This window comes from Coprococcus sp. TF11-13 (assembly GCF_003481085.1).
GTDB lineage: Bacteria > Bacillota > Clostridia > Lachnospirales > Lachnospiraceae > Coprococcus > Coprococcus aceti.
This window is the reverse complement of record NZ_QUKK01000002.1, coordinates 19878-37700: the sequence shown is the minus strand read 5'-3', so window position 1 is coordinate 37700 and position 17823 is coordinate 19878. Positions and strand designations below refer to the sequence as shown.

15 protein-coding genes are annotated in these 17823 nt (G+C 45.9%); 10 read left to right on the top strand and 5 right to left on the bottom strand.

The window, feature by feature from the left end:
• Positions 1 to 11: 11 nt before the first annotated feature.
• A complete protein-coding gene (locus DXD11_RS04860) occupies positions 12 to 2453 on the top strand; it encodes a glycogen/starch/alpha-glucan phosphorylase (RefSeq protein ID WP_055146369.1) in 2442 nt (813 codons plus the stop codon).
• Between the two features lie 154 nt (positions 2454 to 2607).
• Complete coding sequence (locus tag DXD11_RS04855) at positions 2608 to 3684, top strand: glycoside hydrolase family 5 protein (RefSeq protein ID WP_118757889.1); 1077 nt, start codon at positions 2608 to 2610, stop codon at positions 3682 to 3684.
• A gap of 107 nt (positions 3685 to 3791) precedes the next feature.
• Here the strand turns inward: DXD11_RS04855 and DXD11_RS04850 are convergent, their stop codons facing one another.
• Positions 3792 to 4007, bottom strand: a complete 216-nt coding sequence (locus DXD11_RS04850; RefSeq protein ID WP_015534471.1) for a cold-shock protein — start codon at positions 4005 to 4007, stop codon at positions 3792 to 3794.
• Between the two features lie 261 nt (positions 4008 to 4268).
• On the opposite strand from DXD11_RS04850, the gene DXD11_RS04845 reads away from it, so the two are divergent.
• Positions 4269 to 5219 carry a SpoIID/LytB domain-containing protein gene (locus DXD11_RS04845; RefSeq protein WP_243002908.1) on the top strand — a complete coding sequence of 317 codons (951 nt, stop codon included), beginning with the start codon at positions 4269 to 4271 and terminating at the stop codon, positions 5217 to 5219.
• A gap of 83 nt (positions 5220 to 5302) precedes the next feature.
• Positions 5303 to 6064: a M23 family metallopeptidase gene (locus DXD11_RS04840; RefSeq protein ID WP_118757888.1), complete on the top strand. Its 762-nt coding sequence runs from the start codon at positions 5303 to 5305 to the stop codon at positions 6062 to 6064.
• 198 nt (positions 6065 to 6262) lie between these two features.
• On the opposite strand, the gene DXD11_RS04835 is transcribed toward DXD11_RS04840, so the two are convergent.
• On the bottom strand, positions 6263 to 8746 hold the full coding sequence (locus DXD11_RS04835) for a GH36-type glycosyl hydrolase domain-containing protein (protein ID WP_015534474.1): 2484 nt from the start codon (positions 8744 to 8746) through the stop codon (positions 6263 to 6265).
• A gap of 270 nt (positions 8747 to 9016) precedes the next feature.
• Between DXD11_RS04835 and DXD11_RS04830 the strand changes: the two genes are divergently transcribed.
• Entirely contained in the window at positions 9017 to 9649 is a 633-nt protein-coding gene (locus DXD11_RS04830; RefSeq protein ID WP_118757887.1) for a hypothetical protein, read from the top strand.
• A gap of 93 nt (positions 9650 to 9742) precedes the next feature.
• On the opposite strand, the gene DXD11_RS04825 is transcribed toward DXD11_RS04830, so the two are convergent.
• The 3 genes from DXD11_RS04825 to DXD11_RS04815 form a co-directional block, all read right to left on the bottom strand.
• Positions 9743 to 9973: a substrate-binding domain-containing protein gene (locus DXD11_RS04825; RefSeq protein WP_243105809.1), complete on the bottom strand. Its 231-nt coding sequence runs from the start codon at positions 9971 to 9973 to the stop codon at positions 9743 to 9745.
• A 243-nt stretch (positions 9974 to 10216) separates the two neighbouring features.
• Positions 10217 to 12418 carry an InlB B-repeat-containing protein gene (locus DXD11_RS04820; protein WP_118757885.1) on the bottom strand — a complete coding sequence of 734 codons (2202 nt, stop codon included), beginning with the start codon at positions 12416 to 12418 and terminating at the stop codon, positions 10217 to 10219.
• Between the two features lie 134 nt (positions 12419 to 12552).
• The gene (locus DXD11_RS04815) at positions 12553 to 13557 is read right to left on the bottom strand and encodes an aldose 1-epimerase (protein ID WP_015534480.1); all 1005 of its coding nucleotides are present in this window, start codon (positions 13555 to 13557) and stop codon (positions 12553 to 12555) included.
• Between the two features lie 218 nt (positions 13558 to 13775).
• Between DXD11_RS04815 and DXD11_RS04810 the strand changes: the two genes are divergently transcribed.
• From DXD11_RS04810 to DXD11_RS04790, 5 genes are all read left to right on the top strand, one after another.
• Positions 13776 to 14753 (top strand): hypothetical protein, encoded by a 978-nt coding sequence (locus DXD11_RS04810; RefSeq protein ID WP_118757884.1) that lies wholly within the window; start codon positions 13776 to 13778, stop codon positions 14751 to 14753.
• Positions 14754 to 14768: 15 nt separating this feature from the next.
• A complete protein-coding gene (locus DXD11_RS04805; RefSeq protein WP_118757883.1) occupies positions 14769 to 15245 on the top strand; it encodes a DUF4358 domain-containing protein in 477 nt (158 codons plus the stop codon).
• Between the two features lie 283 nt (positions 15246 to 15528).
• On the top strand, positions 15529 to 16092 hold the full coding sequence (locus DXD11_RS04800) for a flavin reductase family protein (RefSeq protein WP_015534482.1): 564 nt from the start codon (positions 15529 to 15531) through the stop codon (positions 16090 to 16092).
• 47 nt (positions 16093 to 16139) lie between these two features.
• Positions 16140 to 17021: a 4-(cytidine 5'-diphospho)-2-C-methyl-D-erythritol kinase gene (gene ispE / locus DXD11_RS04795; protein WP_022217339.1), complete on the top strand. Its 882-nt coding sequence runs from the start codon at positions 16140 to 16142 to the stop codon at positions 17019 to 17021.
• The gene (locus tag DXD11_RS04790; protein ID WP_015534484.1) at positions 17021 to 17692 is read left to right on the top strand and encodes a GntR family transcriptional regulator; all 672 of its coding nucleotides are present in this window, start codon (positions 17021 to 17023) and stop codon (positions 17690 to 17692) included. The genes ispE and DXD11_RS04790 overlap by 1 nt, the downstream gene beginning before the upstream one ends.
• Positions 17693 to 17823: the final 131 nt, after the last annotated feature.

Sequence of the window (17823 nt, the reverse complement as noted above, 5' to 3'; positions counted from 1 at the left end):
ATCAGATGAAGATGTTAGCAGATTTCGATAAGGAAGGCTTCAAGAAGGAAGTCATTACTAACGTAAAGACCCTTTTCCGCAAGCCTATCGAGGAGGCTACTCCACAGCAGGTATTCCAGGCAGTCAGCTACGCAGTAAAGGACGACATCATTGACAGATGGATTGCTACACACAAGGAGTATGAGAAGAAGAACGTCAAGACAGTTTATTATCTGTCTATGGAGTTCCTTATGGGTAGAGCACTCGGTAACAATCTTATCAACTTGACTTACTACGATGCAGTTAAGGAAGCACTTGACGAGTTAGGATTTGACCTGAACTTTATAGAGGATCAGGAGCCTGATGCCGCTCTGGGTAATGGCGGTCTCGGACGTCTTGCAGCTTGTTTCCTTGATTCATTGGCAACACTTGGTTATCCTGCATACGGTTGTGGTATCAGATACAAGTATGGTATGTTCAAGCAGGGTATCAAGGATGGATATCAGGTTGAGATGCCGGATGACTGGCTCAAGGATGGCAACCCATTCGAGGTTAAGCGTTCAGAGTACGCTGTTGAAGTTAAGTTCGGTGGATATGTCAGAGTTGAGAACAAGAATGGCAGAAACTACTTTATACAGGATGGATATCAGTCAGTTCGTGCCGTACCTTATGACCTTCCAGTCATCGGTTATGGCAACAACGTTGTAAATACACTTAGAATCTGGGATGCTGAGGCAATCCAGGAGTTCTGCCTTGACTCATTTGACAAGGGTGAGTATGAGAAGGCAGTAGAGCAGCAGAACCTTGCAAAGACTATCGTTGAGGTTCTCTATCCAAATGACAATCACTACGCAGGTAAGGAGCTCAGACTGAGACAGCAGTATTTCTTCATCTCAGCTTCAGTTCAGAGAGCAATCCTCAAGTTCAAGGAGCTCAACAAGGACATCCACAAGCTGCCAGAGAAGGTAACATTCCAGATGAATGATACACATCCAACAGTAGCAGTTGCCGAGCTCATGAGAATCCTCATGGATGAGGAAGGCCTTGAGTGGGATGACGCATGGGATATCACAACAAGAACATGTGCATACACCAACCATACGATCATGGCAGAGGCACTTGAGAAGTGGCCTATCGAGCTGTTCTCAAGACTGCTTCCACGTATCTACCAGATCGTTGAGGAGATCAACAGAAGATTCGTTCTCAAGATCCAGGAGATGTATCCAGGCAACCAGGATAAGGTTAAGAATATGGCAGTTCTGTACGATGGCCAGGTTAAGATGGCTCATCTTGCAATTGCAGGTTCTTACTCAGTAAACGGTGTTGCAGCTCTTCATACCAAGATCCTTGAGGAGAGAGAGCTTAAGGACTTCTATGAGATGAGACCAGAGCAGTTCAACAACAAGACAAATGGTATCACTCAGAGACGTTTCCTGCTTCATGCTAACCCACTTCTTGCAAACTGGATCACAGACAAGATCGGTGACGAGTGGATAACCAATCTTTCACACCTTAAGAAGCTTAAGGTATATGTGAACGATGAGAAGTGCCAGCATGAGTTTATGAACATCAAGTACCAGAACAAGATCCGTCTTGCAAAGTACATCAAGGAGCACAACAATGTGGATGTAGATCCTCGTTCAATCTTCGATGTACAGGTTAAGAGACTTCATGAGTACAAGAGACAGCTTCTGAACATCCTTCATGTTATGCATCTGTATAACAGACTGAAGACAGAGCCAGAATTCGATATGTACCCAAGAACATTCATCTTTGGAGCAAAGGCATCAGCAGGATATAAGAGAGCTAAGCTTATCATCAAGCTCATCAACTCAGTTGCAGATGTTGTCAACAACGATGCTTCAATCGAAGGCAAGATAAAGGTTGTATTTATAGAGAACTACAGAGTATCCAATGCCGAGATTATCTTTGCAGCAGCAGATGTATCAGAGCAGATCTCAACAGCTTCAAGAGAGGCTTCAGGTACAGGTAACATGAAGTTCATGCTGAACGGTGCACCTACACTTGGAACCATGGATGGAGCAAATGTAGAGATCGTTGAGGAAGTTGGCATCGAGAACGCATTTATCTTCGGACTTTCAGCAGAAGAGGTTATGAAGTATGAGCGCGAGGGCGGCTACAACCCAATGGATATCTACAATAACAACCAGGCTGTAAGAAGAGTTCTCACACAGCTTATCGATGGTACTTATGCATCGGATGATCCGGACAGATTCAGAGATCTCTATGATTCTCTCACAAAGGAAGATGTATACTTCATCCTCAAGGACTTCGATTCATATGCAGAGGCTCAGCAGAAGGTTGATAAGGCATACCAGGATGAGAAGGGCTGGGCAAAGATGGCTATGCTCAACACAGCATGTGCTGGAAAGTTCTCATCAGACAGAACTATCGAGGAGTATGCAAAGGAGATCTGGAAGCTTAAGAAGGTTAAGGTTTCCCTTGATAAGTAATTATCAGATAGAATGAAATAACAAAATAAAGGACGGACATCATATGGTAAGGATCGTATGGTGTCCGTTTTTATTTTGCATCTGTTAATACATCCGCGCCTATGTTATGATAGATATATATGTTACGTTGTGATGAAAAGGGGGTTATAAACATATGAAAGGTAGAAAATTGAGACACAGACTCACGGCTCTGCTGCTCGCATTTGCAATGATATTTACAGCGGTTGCAGTACAGCCGAACTGTGATGCATTTGCAGCTACGAAGGTAAAGACGCCGGTGGCGACACATGGAAGACTATCTGTGAAGGGGGCAGATCTGGTGGATGCCAAAGGCAAGAAATTCCAGCTCAGGGGAATCAGCACACACGGTATCAACTGGGATGTGGGATATCCTTATGTGAACAAGGCGGCGTTCAAGACTCTGAGAGACGACTGGGGAGTTAATGCGGTAAGACTTGCCATGTATACATCTGAATACAACGGCTATTGCGCGGGCGGCAGCAAAGCGGCACTTCGAAATCAGATATACAAGGGCGTGAAATATGCGACCGACCTCGGCATGTATGTGATCATCGACTGGCACATACTCAACGACGGGAATCCTATGACACAGGTTGCAGAGGCAAGAAGATTCTTTGCAACTATGGCGAAGAAGTATAAGAAACAGAAAAATATCATTTATGAGATATGCAATGAGCCAAATGGCTGCGACTGGAAGACTGTCAAGCGATATGCGTCCCAGGTCATAAAGGTCATAAGAAAGTATGACAAGAAGGCGATCATCGTAGTGGGAACGCCGACATGGTCCCAGCTCGGTTCGGATGGCACACACAATGAGGTTGCGGATAACCCTATCAAGGGCTACAAGAATATAATGTACTCACTCCATTTCTATGCTAATGAGTGGAGCCACAACCGGTATCTTCCTGCGAAGCTTGCATACGCAAGGAAGAAGGGGATAGCGGTCATAGTCACAGAGTTCGGAATGTCCGCGGCAAGCGGCGATGGAGGCATAAGCAAAACCTACACCGGCAAATGGCTGACCAGACTCAACAAGGCGAATGTCAGCTATTTCTGCTGGAGTCTCAGCAACAAGAATGAATCGGCATCCCTCCTGGCGTCGTGGACGAGCAAGACGAGCCGGTGGAAGACGAGTGAACTGTCTGAGGCAGGCCGTTATATCAGAGCGAAATACAGAGCCCGCAAGAAGGCTCTCGGAAGCAGGGCGTAACGGGAAGCCGTGAGGAAACCGTGATATTAACAAGCAATAAAAAACAGGCGCTATATAGATCAAAGATCTGTATAGCGCCTGTTCTTGTGTTAATGGTTATATGTGAATTAAGCTACAACTGTTACGTTAGTTGCTCTCTCCTTAGAAGCGTCCTTAGGATCAGCCTCTACATCAAATGTAACCTTCTGTCCCTCGTTAAGAGTCTTATATCCATCAGAGTTGATTGCTGAAAAATGAACAAATACGTCCTTTCCTGTCTCATCATCTGAGATGAATCCATAACCCTTTTCTCCGTTGAACCACTTAACTGTACCGTTCTTCATCACGAGTACCTCCTAAAAATGAAAATTTGTACTCAATGAAAACACTACAATATACCTTATAGAGAATACTCCAAAGAAAAGCTTACCTTATATAGCAATCGAACCGTTAATCTTGAATACGCTATTATCATATTATGTCATGTTGCATTTGTCAATAAACGATACGACTAAAATTTGCGTTAAGATTTCTCAGTAAAAAGGGTATATGAGCAGTGTAAAAACGATATATATATAAGAGGTATAAAAATGCGGGAGGGTGAAATGAGGAATGCAAAGACGATCATTATAGGGATTGCGTGTGCTATGGCACTTGCTTACATAATATCAGGAATATACGACAAGGCGGTTGGGGGAGATGACACTGACGGATCGGCAAAAAGCGGACGCAATGTGTGTATTTATGATAATGGGGAGTATTCCCTCGTGGATGTGGAAGAGTATACAGCATCGACGCTGGCGGGAATGATGAGTGACAAATGGAGCGATGAAATGCTCAAGGCGGTCGCAGTTGTGGTTAGGACCGGAATCTATTACCAGATGGATGAAAATGACAGAAATTCCGCCACACAGGGGCAGACAAAGAATCTTATAAATGAATCCCAGCTCCGGGAGATAAGATATACGGAATCACAGCTCAAGAAGAAATGGGGAGGCGAGTGCTCCGGGATAATGAGAAGGGCGGAGAAGGCGGTGTATGCGACCGGTGGACAGGTTATGAAATACGGTGGAGAGATAATACTTCCGGCGTATCATATGATAAGTACAGGGCATACTGTGAGTGCACAGGAAATATATGGGCATGACATACCGTATCTCAGGCAGGTGGCAAGTGATGTGGATCAGATGGCGGAGGACTTTTCGACCACTGAGATATACAGCGGGGACAGGCTTCAGAAGATATTCAGAAAATGGATAGACGCTGACAATATGACGGATGAGGTCAAGGTTATGACAGCCACAGAATCTGGATTTGCACAGACCATAAATGTATTTGGGAGCGAGCTGGAGGCTGATGTTTTCAAAGAACAACTGGGACTTGCCTCGACGAATATACACATAGATAAGGTTAAGGATGGATACAGGATTATAACGGTGGGCGTTGGAGATTCTCTGGGAATGTCACTGTATGGGGCGTCTGTATTGGCGGAAAATGGAGAGAAGTATGATCAGATCCTCAGGTATTATTATACTGGAATAGAGATTGCGAAATAAAGGTTGATAAAAAATATTTACACATTCAAATCATCTGTATATAAGTGCCAATAAGTGGACATGATACAGATGAGGTGATGAATATGAAGAAATTTTTGGGCGGCATAAAGAAGAATATATTTTATATCTCGCTCATCACAGGCATGGCAGTGCTTGTGACAGTGCTCGGACTTTATAACGCACAGACCAATTCAAAGGAGAAGACCATAACAATAGGACAGAATATGCCGAATGACAGTACGACAGAAGCCGATGCGAAGGAAGCTTTGAACGATAAGAAAAATGATAAGAACAGCGGAGTGTCGGATGAAGGTACATCAGAGCAGAAAGATATTGAGACGGATAATACCATAGAGGATTCCACTGCATCCACAGTGGAGAGTGAGAGTGCTGAGACTGGAGCTTCAGGAGTTTCAAATGACAGCCTGCATTACGATCCAAAGGATAGCATATCATGGCCTATAAATGGCAATGTGATAATTCCTTACAGCATGGATACGACAGTGTATTTTGAGACACTCAAGGAATACAAGTGCAGCCCTGCAATGGTAATTGAGGCGCAGACGGGCGATGAGGTCAAGGCTGTATATGAGAGTAAGGTAGCGGAGGTCTCAAGCAACCCAGAGCTGGGCAATTACGTCAAGCTTGAGCTTGGAGACGGCTACACCGTGACACTTGGACAGCTTCAGGATGTGAAGGTTGCACTTGGCGAGCATCTGGATGCCGGCCAGGTAGTGGGAACCGTTGGCGAGCCAAGCAGATTCTACAGCGAGGAAGGAAGCAATCTCTATTTTGCAGTCGAGAAGGACGGCAATCCTGTGGATCCGATGCTGCTTATACAGTAGAGGTAGGGTTGGACAGGTTGCTAATTTGTATCTTTTACGAGGACAACACAGCGTTTGGCGACAATCCCGTGGCGGGATGAAGAAGATAGGCCATATAAACAAAAGAGCCCCACAATATCTAAAATAGATATTGTGGGGCTTTTGCACTATATACTTACGTATATTTTCTTAAATGTGCTTTATAATCCACGGTCTATATTAGCCCATTACAACCTCTACTGAGTGAGTCTTGCCATCGCCAAATGCTGGGATAACGTTGCCCTCGATAGCGTTGCCATCAACGAGTACGCTCTTAACGCCCTTGTTGATGTGAGCTGGGTTAGAAACCTTGATGTCGTATGTAGCACCACGGAACTGACGTGTAGCTGTCATTCCATCCCATGCAGCAGGAATTGATGGATCGATCTTCAGACCATCGAAGTCTGCTGAGATACCAAGGATGTACTGTGATATAGCTACCATGTTCCAAGCAGCAGTACCAGTCAGCCATGAGTTCTTACCCTGACCGAAGTGGTTGCCCGGCTTGCCGATATCAGATCCGGCATCCTTACCACCGATCATCTGGCCGTATACATATGGCTCAGTCTTGTGTATATCTGATGTCTCCTCAGTGAAAGCTGGAGCTATCTCTGAGTAGTACTTAAATGCCTGATCACCGGCACCTGCGTAAGCAGCAGCACAGATGATCCATGCATTGTTATGTGTGAAGATTCCGGCATTCTCCTTGTATCCACCTGGGTATGTAGAAATCTCACCATACTGGATGTAATACTTTGTAAATGCTGGGTTGTTGAGTACAAGTCCGTGCTGTGTATTAAGTCTCTCATCGATTGCAGCAAGAGTCTTCTTGTCGCAGCCCTGATCCTTACCGATGTCTGACATGATAGCGAATCCCTGTGGCTCGATGAAGATCTGACCTTCCTCGCACTCCTTGGATCCCATCTTCTCACCGTTTGCATCGTAAGCTCTGAGGAACCAGTCGCCGTCCCATGCTGACTCCATGATGTTGGCCTTCATCTTGTCGATCTCAGCCTGAGCAGCATCAGCCTCAGCGTCCATTCCAAGGTGCTTAAGGATAGCAACGTAGTTAGGACCTGCATATGTGAAGAGTGTAGCAACCATAACTGACTCAGCAACCTTTGAGTATCCACCCTCAGCAGCGAACTTAGGGTTGGTGTATGTCTGGAAGCTCTCACCTGGTGTATCTGAGAAGCATGAAAGGTTGATACAATCGTTCCAGTCAGCTCTCATTGCAAGTGGAAGTCCGTGTGGTCCAAGGTTGTTCACGATCTTGTAGAATGAAACCTTGAGGTGGTCAAGCATAGGCTTTGCAATTGACATATCGTTGTCATATGGAACCATCTCGTCAAGGATGCCCCAGTCGCCAGTCTCCTTGATATAAGCTGAAACTGAAAGGATCAGCCATAATGGATCATCTGAGAAGTCTCCACCGATATCTGCGTTACCCTTCTTGGTAAGTGGCTGGTACTGATGGTAGCATCCACCGTCTGGGAACTGTGTTGAAGCTATATCGATGATTCTCTCTCTTGCACGATCAGGGATCTGATGAACAAATCCAAGCACATCCTGGTTGGAATCACGGAATCCCATACCACGGCCGATACCTGACTCGAAGTATGAAGCTGAACGTGAAAGGTTGAATGTAACCATACACTGATACTGATTCCAGATGTTGACCATACGGTTAACCTTGTCATCAGGTGTGTTGACGTTGAGAATGCTCAACAGTCTGTTCCAGTGCTCCTTGAGCTCCTCAAGACCTGCAGCAACCTTCTCAGGAGTGTTGTACTTCTCGATCATCTCGAGAGCCTTTACCTTATTGATAGTCTTGCCGTCTGCCTCGAACTTCTGGTCAACAGGCATCTCAACATATCCAAGTATAAATACAAGAGTCTTTGTCTCGCCTGGAGCAAGAGTGATCTTCTTGTAGTGTGAAGCGATAGGCGACCATCCATCAGCAAATGAATCATTTGACTTGCCAGCCTCAACAGCCTGTGGGTTGTGGAAGCCGTTGTAAAGTCCGATGAATGAATCTCTGTCTGTATCGTAACCATCGATCTCGTCATTCACTGTGTAGAATGCGAAGTGGTCACGTCTGTCTCTGTACTCTGTCTTGTGGTAGATAGTTGATCCGACAACCTCTACACGACCTGTACTGAAGTTTCTCTGGAAGTTGGTGCAGTCATCCTGTGCATCCCAGAGACACCACTCCTCAAATGAGAAGAATGAGAATGTCTTCTCCTCTGAGCCTTCATTTGTAAGAACGACCTGCTGAACCTCTCCAGCGTAGTTCTGAGGAACAAAGAAAGTAACCTCAGCCTTAAGGTCATTCTTCTTACCTGTGATGATTGTATATCCCATACCATGACGACACTGATACTCGTCAAGCTCTGTCTTTACCGGTGACCATCCCGGATTCCATATTGTACCATTGTCGTTGATATAGAAATAACGTCCGCCCATATCTATAGGCACGTTGTTATAACGATATCTTGTGATTCTACGAAGACGAGCGTCCTTGTAGAAGCTGTAACCTCCTGCAGTGTTGGAGATCAGTGAAAAGAAATCCTGTGTTCCAAGGTAGTTGATCCAAGGATAAGGAGTTCTAGGAGATGTGATGACATACTCCTTGTTGGCATCATCAAAATAACCAAATTTCATGTAGCATATACCTTCCTTCCAATGTTTTGTGAAGGCTTCCAGATGGCTATGCCAGCCCCCCTGAAGCCGCTTTTGTATCGACTTGTGCTAAATTCTCCCTTAAAGTCAGCCATACACTCTGATTATATAATAAAAGACTTTAAAACACAACAAAGTTATAGTGAAAATTGCACAATTACTAAATGTATTAATTCATGTATTTGAGTAATTAATTGATGCTTATGCTGTGTTATACTGTGTAATATCAAAACAGTATAGGAGTTATTTACTATGGGAAAAAATGAAACTAAGAATTATGTAGGCGGAAGCGGAATGGATGATATGGAGCTGGACGATCGTGATATACAGCTTATGGAGGAGAGCAGAAAAGAAGGTAAAAAGAAGCTGTTTATAGCACTTGGTGCGATCGTGTTAGCAGTGATAGTAGTGGTGATATACATAGTCGCCAGAAAAAATATGACCGGAAAATCAGAGAGCGAGGATTTGATAAAGACCTACATGGAGGGCCTTGAGGAAGCGGATCTTGACAAGGTGGAGAGTGTTATGGATCCTGATACCATAGACAGCGATTCGTCAAAGAATCTGGTCACTGTGTTCCAGACTTATAAGGAAAATAATATAGAATATACAGTCAGCTATACCATGGGTGATGGGCATGTGGCAGAGTCCAGCGATCTGGCGGCAGTCAGCAGCACTGTATATGGAAAGACCCAGAAGGAAGCAGGTATATCAAAGGGTTATGTCATTCCAGTTACCGGAAAGATAATGATGACATTCCAGGGTCAGACTTCACCGTATGATCTGGACATGGATATCATTTGTTATGAGAAGGATGGAGAGTGGTATCTCGGCGGAACAGTTATGACTACGGGAGATACGACTACAGATGATACGACAGAGTAGTCACGAGAAGGATAATTGCTGGATACAGATATTGAATACAGAAACTGAATATATGGACATGGATACATGAACAGACGACAAATGGTGCGGATATTAAATGTAATATTCGCACCATTTGCTGTCTTCTGCCAGTGTGCAGCTATCTCTCTTGATGAGCTTGCACTGGAGCTCAATTCTTGTGACTCCCTTGTGACCGCCCTTGAGTCTGTCCATTAGAAGCTGCAGGGCGAAGTGCCCCATGTCCGTCTTGGATATCTCCACGGTGGTCAGCATCGGAGTTGTGTACTGGGCTTCCTCGCACATCCTGCGGATTACAGAATCCACGTTCTCATACCTGCATCTCCTGTCGTTGGAGAAGATGGACCGATACCATACCTTGGACAGGATGCATCCGTTCTTGTGGATCTCACTCTCTATGACATGCAGCAGTTCTGTAAAGAATGGGTCCGACGCTCTGGGCGATGTCTTTTATGGATGCCACGGTCGTTTCTTATGTTCATGCTGTTACCTACCTTCAGTCTATGCCGCTGACTATTCTGACGTGCTGCCTTATTGGACTTTTCGGTATTATTTCTTCTTCATACCTGAAATTATGATTATCACAAACGAGATGAGAATGGTCGCAAGCACTGTTATAAGGATTATGAGCTGCAGGTTATGTACCTTGCTTTTACTCTTATCAGTGGAAGAGTAGCTGCCCACGGTGAGTGTGCTCTTTTCTGTTGTGACCTCAGTGGTCGTCTCGGTTGTGGTACGCTCTATCGTGGATATCTCAGTTGTGGTCGCCTCGGTCGTCACAGGGGTAAATGTATTTCTATACTCTGTGGTGACCTCGGTCGTACTTGCCGTTGTCGCCTCGGTTGTGGCTCTGGTAGTTGTCTGTGTGGTTGTGGAAGTCTCCTTCTTGGACACTGTAAATGTTGTCACAGCATCTCCGGTCTTGGATCTGATGGTTATGGTGTGGCTTCCGACCGAGAGGGATTCAAGATAGCTCGTCTTGAGCTCGATTATGATGCTTCCCTCTTTCTTGTTGTAATATGAAGGGTCAAGTTCCTTGTCATCTATGAGGACACAGACAAAGTCAGCGTACTCAGCGTTCGATCTGAACTTGATAGTGTTCTTGCTGGTCTTGCTCCATTTGCTTCCCTTGCCGCCGATGATCTCGGGTGCTGCCTTGTCGATGACTGTGTCAGCCTTGCTTATCTCCTTTGTACAGCCCTTGTTGCTGAAATATTTCTTGCAGGCTGAGCAATACCAGTATTCTATATTGCCCTTGCTGGAGGTGGTTGCTGCTACATAATCAGTTTTCTTAAGGTCTGTGTGGTTCGTTGTGCTGAGTTTGCCGTAGCTATTGCCGCACACAGAGCACACTGCCTTCTTCTGGCAGGTTGCGGTTCCGCCGGAGCAGTCCTGGATGACCTTATATCCACAGCCCTTGTTCTTGCATTTGCGGGAGTGGGTTTTGCCGTTGCCATCACTTGTCCAGTTGCCGAGGTCGTGGCTGCTCTTGCCCTCCACGACGATCTCACCGCAGTAGCGGCATTTCTGAGGTGTCGTGCAGTCACCGTCGTCGGTTTCTGCGGTGTGTTTCTTGTTTATTGTTACAGTCAATTTGGCTTCATTTCCCGCCTTGTCGGATACGATGATGGTCTGCTCACCATCTGTGGCTTCCAGAGCAAGTGAGTGATCGTCGTCAAGGGGTTTCTCCTCGCCGTTCACTGTGACCTTTGCCAGATGGGATTCCTTCACGGTCATCACGGCTGACAGGCAGTAAGTCTCTCCGTCGGCGATTCCTGTGACCTTTGGCGCGTGTGTGTCGATGATGAAACCATCTGTGGATAAGTATGTTGTTTTGCCGTCCTCTGATGAAAGCTTTGCGTATACAACATATTTGCCCTCGTCCTTTATGGAAAATGCTTTCTTATACTCGGTAAATGTTGCTGCACCCAGATCGTCCGATGACAGAGCTGAGTCGCTTATCAGGTAGCCGACTGTGATGGAAGGGTCGGAGTTGTTGTCACAGGTGATGGTAACCTTCTGGGCCTTGTTGTAATACTGCTCAAATGATGATACATCCTGGAGACCGTTCCAGCTCTTATCGCCCATGCTGATGGTGCCTGTAGGAGCAGAGCCTGATTTCCACATCGCATAAAATACCAGGTTTCTTTTAGCCGATGAGTCATCAGTATCGGAATACTCATATCCGTTATCTGCCGCCTTCTCAAAGGAAGAGGTGTATATGATGTTCACGGTCTTGCCTGATCCGTCGGACTTCGTGTTCCAGCCCTTGAACTCATAGCCCTCACGGGTCGGTGCGTAGTCGTTCAGTGCCACGCCATATCCTGATCCTGCTACATCAAAGTCATATGTTCCGCTGTCCGCATCTCCGAGCTTGCCTCCATTTGCATTCAGTGTGAAGGTGAGTCCTGAACCGGAGAAGCTGTCCTTGGTGTACATCGCTGTCAGCTTTATACGGTTTGTAGACTGGAAGTATGATGTGTCAATGCTGGTGACCTTTGTCTTGTCGTTGTACCATCCGGTGAATGTAAAGCCGTCTTTCTCCGGCTTGTACTTTGACAGGTCAACAGTCGTAAATTCTGCTGATGGGCTGCTTATCACAGTGGAAGTCTCCCCTGATAACTGTCCTCCTGCTGCATCAAACTCCAGATAGTATGTGTCTGGATCGTCGGTATCTTCTGCAAATGCTGTGAAGCATGTCATACAGAACATTGCCGCGAAAACCAGTAAAAATCTAAGTATCTTTTTCATAGAATCCCTCCTTGCATATGGTATTATAATAATTTTATTATACCGGGGGGAGAAAAACAACGAGACAGGGGAAAAATTAATAATATGAAAGAACGGCCTCCGACGGGAGACCGTTCCATAGAAAATGTCATGTTTTATGCCATTGTGAATATTCTTTCTTTTACTGTCTTGGACTCGCCTGGAGCAAGCTCTGTGTAGCCTGTGATCTCCGGTGCTCCTGAGAGATTTGGAGCGTCAATATTCCAGCTCATTGGCTCAGGACAGAAGTAACCCTTGTCGCCGTGATCGTTCCACATGATCCAGAATTTCATTGTGTCGTCAACCTCATAGCAGACCTTCTTGCCTGTGGCAACATCAGTTGCGTATACTCCGTAGAAAGGCTTGCCGTCCAGCTCGTTCATCTCCGCTGTGTAGAGATCGTTGTCGATGTCCTTCAGAACAGGTACCATGGTTCCGTTCTTGTACTGGAGATCGTAATCTGTTATAGGAAGGTTCTTCTCTGTAGGGATAGCGTGCTCATCAAGCTCCCATTTGTCTCCAACAGGTACACAGAGACGTACATCCTCGCCCTTTCCTGTGCTTGTGAAAGGCCCCTTGAATGCAACGTGGTTACATACGCCGTATGGCATCTGCTTGTCGGAGAGGTTGGTGAGTGTGAACTCGTAGTGCATACCGTCCGGAGCAAGAGTGAATGTGAAGTCTGCTCTGAAGCTCACAGGGTATGTAGCGAAAAACTCATCCTTCTCATCATATACATATGAAGTCTTGCCGATGGCCTTGTCTCCATCCACTGACACGCTCTCTATGCTGTGGTTTCTGAGATGAAGGAAACCGTGGAGATGGTTGCCGAGAGGATCATTGCATGGGAAATGATACATGGCATCGGAGGTTCTTAAGTTGCCGTGTGACAGTCTGTTAGGGAGATACAGGGTAGGCATTCCGTAGATCTCTGCTGCTGCTTTGAGCTGTGCAGGAGTCAGGGAAGGATCGTTCCTGAATATATCAATATCCAGAGCTGTGTTCTCCATCTTCATAATGTTGCTCCCGTTAAATGGTGCGATCAGTGCACGGTAATCGCCTGATATAAGTTCAATACAAGTCTCGCCCTTGTAGTCTATTGTACGTGCTGTAGTGTTCATCGTGTTCTCCTCTTCTATAAATATGTTGTGTTTGAGTTGTATGCTGAAATCCGCAAAAACATTGAACTTTCCTATGTGAAATAGTAACACGGAAAAAATTGTATGGCAACAATGAGGTTCACAAAACGCGGCGTTCTTGATTATTTTATCATTAATTGCTATACTATCATAGGATATTTTGCGAAAGACATGAAAGTTAGTTAATTCGGAGGTCGAAAGTGACTAAGAATAATAACACTGATTATAGAAAAAAGATATACAGACAGCGGCATCACCGCAGAATGAAACTCGTCGAGAGCGGAATAGGAGTGGTCGTCGCAGTTATAATGATATTTGCGCTTGGACAGGGCAACCTGAAAAAGAATGTGAACGGCCAGGAGGAGTTCCAGCCTGAGAGCGGAACATCGGCAGATATAAGTGAGAGCAGCACTCAGGATATGTCATACAGTGACACGGAGGGGGCTGCACAGCAGTATCTGGCAACTGCGGAGGATGCGGCCATTCCGGATCAGCGAAATGGTCAGTATGTACAATTTGTCAATTACACCAACCCTGATGTGAGCGGCAAGGGAGCGGACAAATATGACAGCAATATATACATGCCGGCGAATGCCACGGATGACCAGTATTTCTCGACATCTCTGCTCATAGGTGATTCCAGAGCCGAGGCGCTGGGACTGTACAGCGGTGTAGACAACTGGGATATGTGTGTGGCGAAGAATCTGGACATAGAGAAGGTCGCTAATACCAAGATGTTCACTTGCGATTCAGGAGAACAGTGTACGGTTGTCGAGATGCTTGGCATGAAGAGCTATGAGAATATATACATTTCATTTGGGCTTGAGGAGCTTTCGTGGTATAACGAGCGGTACATGTTGGCCTACAAGACTTTACTGGATCAGATCTCCCAGTTACAGCCTGCGGCAAATGTATATGTGATGTCAGTAATTCCTGTATCGGCGGAGCTTTCATCAAAAGACCAGGTGTATAACAACCCGGGTGTGGACAAGCTCAATTCTCTCATGCAGGAGATGTGTGGCAGCTACGACCAGGTGATCTATCTCGATGTGGCTCACAGCGTGTCTGTGGATGGTGTTCTGCCGGAGGATGCGGGAATAGATGGAAAACATTGTAATAAGAAATATTGTCTCAAGATGATGGACTACATCAGAAAGAACGTGTATGTCAGAAGATAGTGGAGACGGAGGCATATGATAAAAAGAATAATATATTTGCTTGCATGCTGTCTGGTGATCTGTTCGCTTGCGGGATGCGCAGGAAATGGAGACGACGAGGCAGATACGCCGGATGTGCACTCTCTGGCTGATATGCTCATGCAGAACGTGAAGTTTGAGGATTCCGTGGAGGAGGTCTCCTCTGAGACGGCGCTCAGATATTATGGTATAGACAGCGCTCAGGTGCAGGACAGTGCAGTGTACATGTCAACGGGAGCCACCGCCGAGGAGCTCGCAGTATTTCAGGCGTCGTCAACGGTCGATGCCCAGGGCATACTGGCGGACATGAAGAAAAGACGCGACTCACAGTTGCAGATGTACCTTGATTACAAATCGTCGGAGGCCGCCAGACTTGATGATGCGGTTCTGTATGTGCATGATACATTTGTGGTATACATGGTGTCCGATGACAGCGAAACGGCACAGGGAATAATAAGTGATTATCTGGAATGATCTTCCGGGTGATCATTTTTTTTGTCTGCATTTCCTTGTGTAACACCGGGACAGATCATTCATATTATAGTAATAAATCCGCTGTCAATAAAATAAGATAAATAAAGAGCGCTGTATGCGGTTGTAATTTTATGCACTGGCATGTATTATTATGTATAATGTATACAATATACAAAATACGAACAATTGACAGCTTGAGATATCAGCACTGTGGTGCGTTGCGCCACAGTGACTGAAAGTGGCTGAAAATGAGTTGAAGGTCAATAGAGAAAGAGGTATAGACATGGCAAAACAGAATTGGAAACCAGGAAATATGTTGTATCCGGTTCCGGCAGTTATGGTGAGCTGCCAGAGACCGGGAGAGAAGCCAAACATAGTGACGATAGCGTGGGCCGGTACCATATGCAGCGATCCTGCAATGGTGTCCATATCGGTGCGTCCGGAGAGATATTCCTACGACATAATCAAGGAGACAGGAGAATTTACCATAAATCTCGTCACCGAGAAACTGGCATTTGCAACTGATTATTGTGGTGTGAAGTCAGGAAGAGACGTGGATAAATTCAAGGAGATGAACCTCCATGCATGTGACGGCGTGAATGTGTCATGCCCGGCTATAGAGGAGAGTCCGGTGAACGTAGAGTGCAAGGTAAAGCAGGTAGTTGAGCTTGGATCCCACCACATGTTTATCGCTGAGGTGGTCGGAGTCCAGATAAGTGATGAATACATGGATAAGACCGGCAAATTCAACCTCAACAGCACGGGACTTGTCGCATATTCACATGGAGAGTATTTTGCACTTGGCGACAAACTCGGCAAATTTGGATATTCTGTTAGAAAAAAGTGATCGCAGGCTGAAAAGCTGCAGGGGAAATGTCACGGACAGGAGAGAAAATGGAAATATCATTAAAGGCATATGGAAAGATAAACCTCGGTCTCGACGTGGTCAGGAGACGTGAGGATGGATATCATGAGGTGAAAATGATCATGCAGACGGTCGATCTGTGGGATGAACTGACATTTTGCGATGTCACCACAGACGAGATCGTTATAACATCGGATTCGTCGGAGCTGCCGGATGTGAAGGATAACATCATATACAAGGCGTGCCGGATGATGAAGGATATATATGGAATAGACAAGGGTGTTCATGTAACCGTGGATAAACACATACCGGTTGCAGCCGGAATGGCAGGGGGAAGCGCTGATGCAGCGGCAGCCCTCAAGGCGATGAATATGCTGTTTGGACTGAACCTTTCCGATGAACAGCTCATGGAACATGGAGTGAAGCTCGGCGCAGATGTGCCTTACTGTATCATGCAGGGTACGGCACTCTCGGAGGGAATAGGAGAGATCCTTACACCACTTCCACCTATGCCGGACTGCCTGATCGTCATAGCGAAGCCGGCGATCGGAGTGTCCACAAAATGGGTATACCAGAACCTGAAGGTGGATCTGCTGGAGGAGCATCCAGATATCGATGGCATGGCGGATGCACTCAAGACCGGAGATCTGAAGGGAATAACAGACAGAATGGCAAATGTGCTCGAGACGGTTACGATACCTGCAAATCCTGTGATAGATTCAGTCAAGAAGCTCATAGCGGAGAACGACTCCATGGGAGTGCTCATGAGTGGCAGTGGGCCGACAGTGTTCGGAATATATGACAACAGGGATAAAGAACTGGCACAAAGGGTAGTAGATATGCTGCGTGAAAAGGACGAGATACAGGCTGCGTATGCCGTCAGCCCGTATAACATAAGAAGAGGTATGTGATGGATCTTAGATTGAATATGGATGAGTACCTGCCCCTTCGAGAGGTAGTGTTTAAGACTTTGAGAAATGCTATAGTTCACGGTGAGTTTGAGCCGGGGGAGAGACTTATGGAGGTCACTCTTGCGAAGAGGCTTGGCGTAAGCCGTACCCCTGTCAGGGAGGCCATGAGAATGCTTGAGCTTGAAGGGCTTGTGGTCATGATCCCGAGAAGGGGAGCAGAGGTTGCCAGGATAACGGCAAAGGATCTGAGCGATGCGCTTGAGATCAGGATGGCGCTTGAGGATCTTGCGGCAGGGCTTGCCTGCAAAAGGATAGACGACGAGGGAAAAGAGCGGTTGAAGCAGTCCTATGCCGACTTTAAGAAAGCGGTAAGCTCCAAGATAATCCCGGAGATAGTAGATGCGGATGTTGCATTTCACAATACTATAATGGACATGACGAACAATCCGAGACTGATCAGCATGTCCCAGAGTCTTCGTGAGCAGGTGTACAGATACCGCGTGGAGTATGTAAAGGATTTCAGCTATCACGACAAGCTTATAGCGGAGCATGAGGCTCTCATGAATGCGATAATAGCCAGGGATGAAGAGAAAGCCAAGGAGATAACCCGTATACATATATACGATCAGGAACAGATTGTGATCGCAAATGTTGTCATAGCACAGAAATAACAATATGCATAATAATAAATACCTGTATAAGAGGCGGAATGCGTGAAAACGTGTTCCGCCTTTTTACGTGTATGTCTGAATAAAAACTCATCCGTTGGACAAGATAGATTACAGAAGATAAACGGTATGTT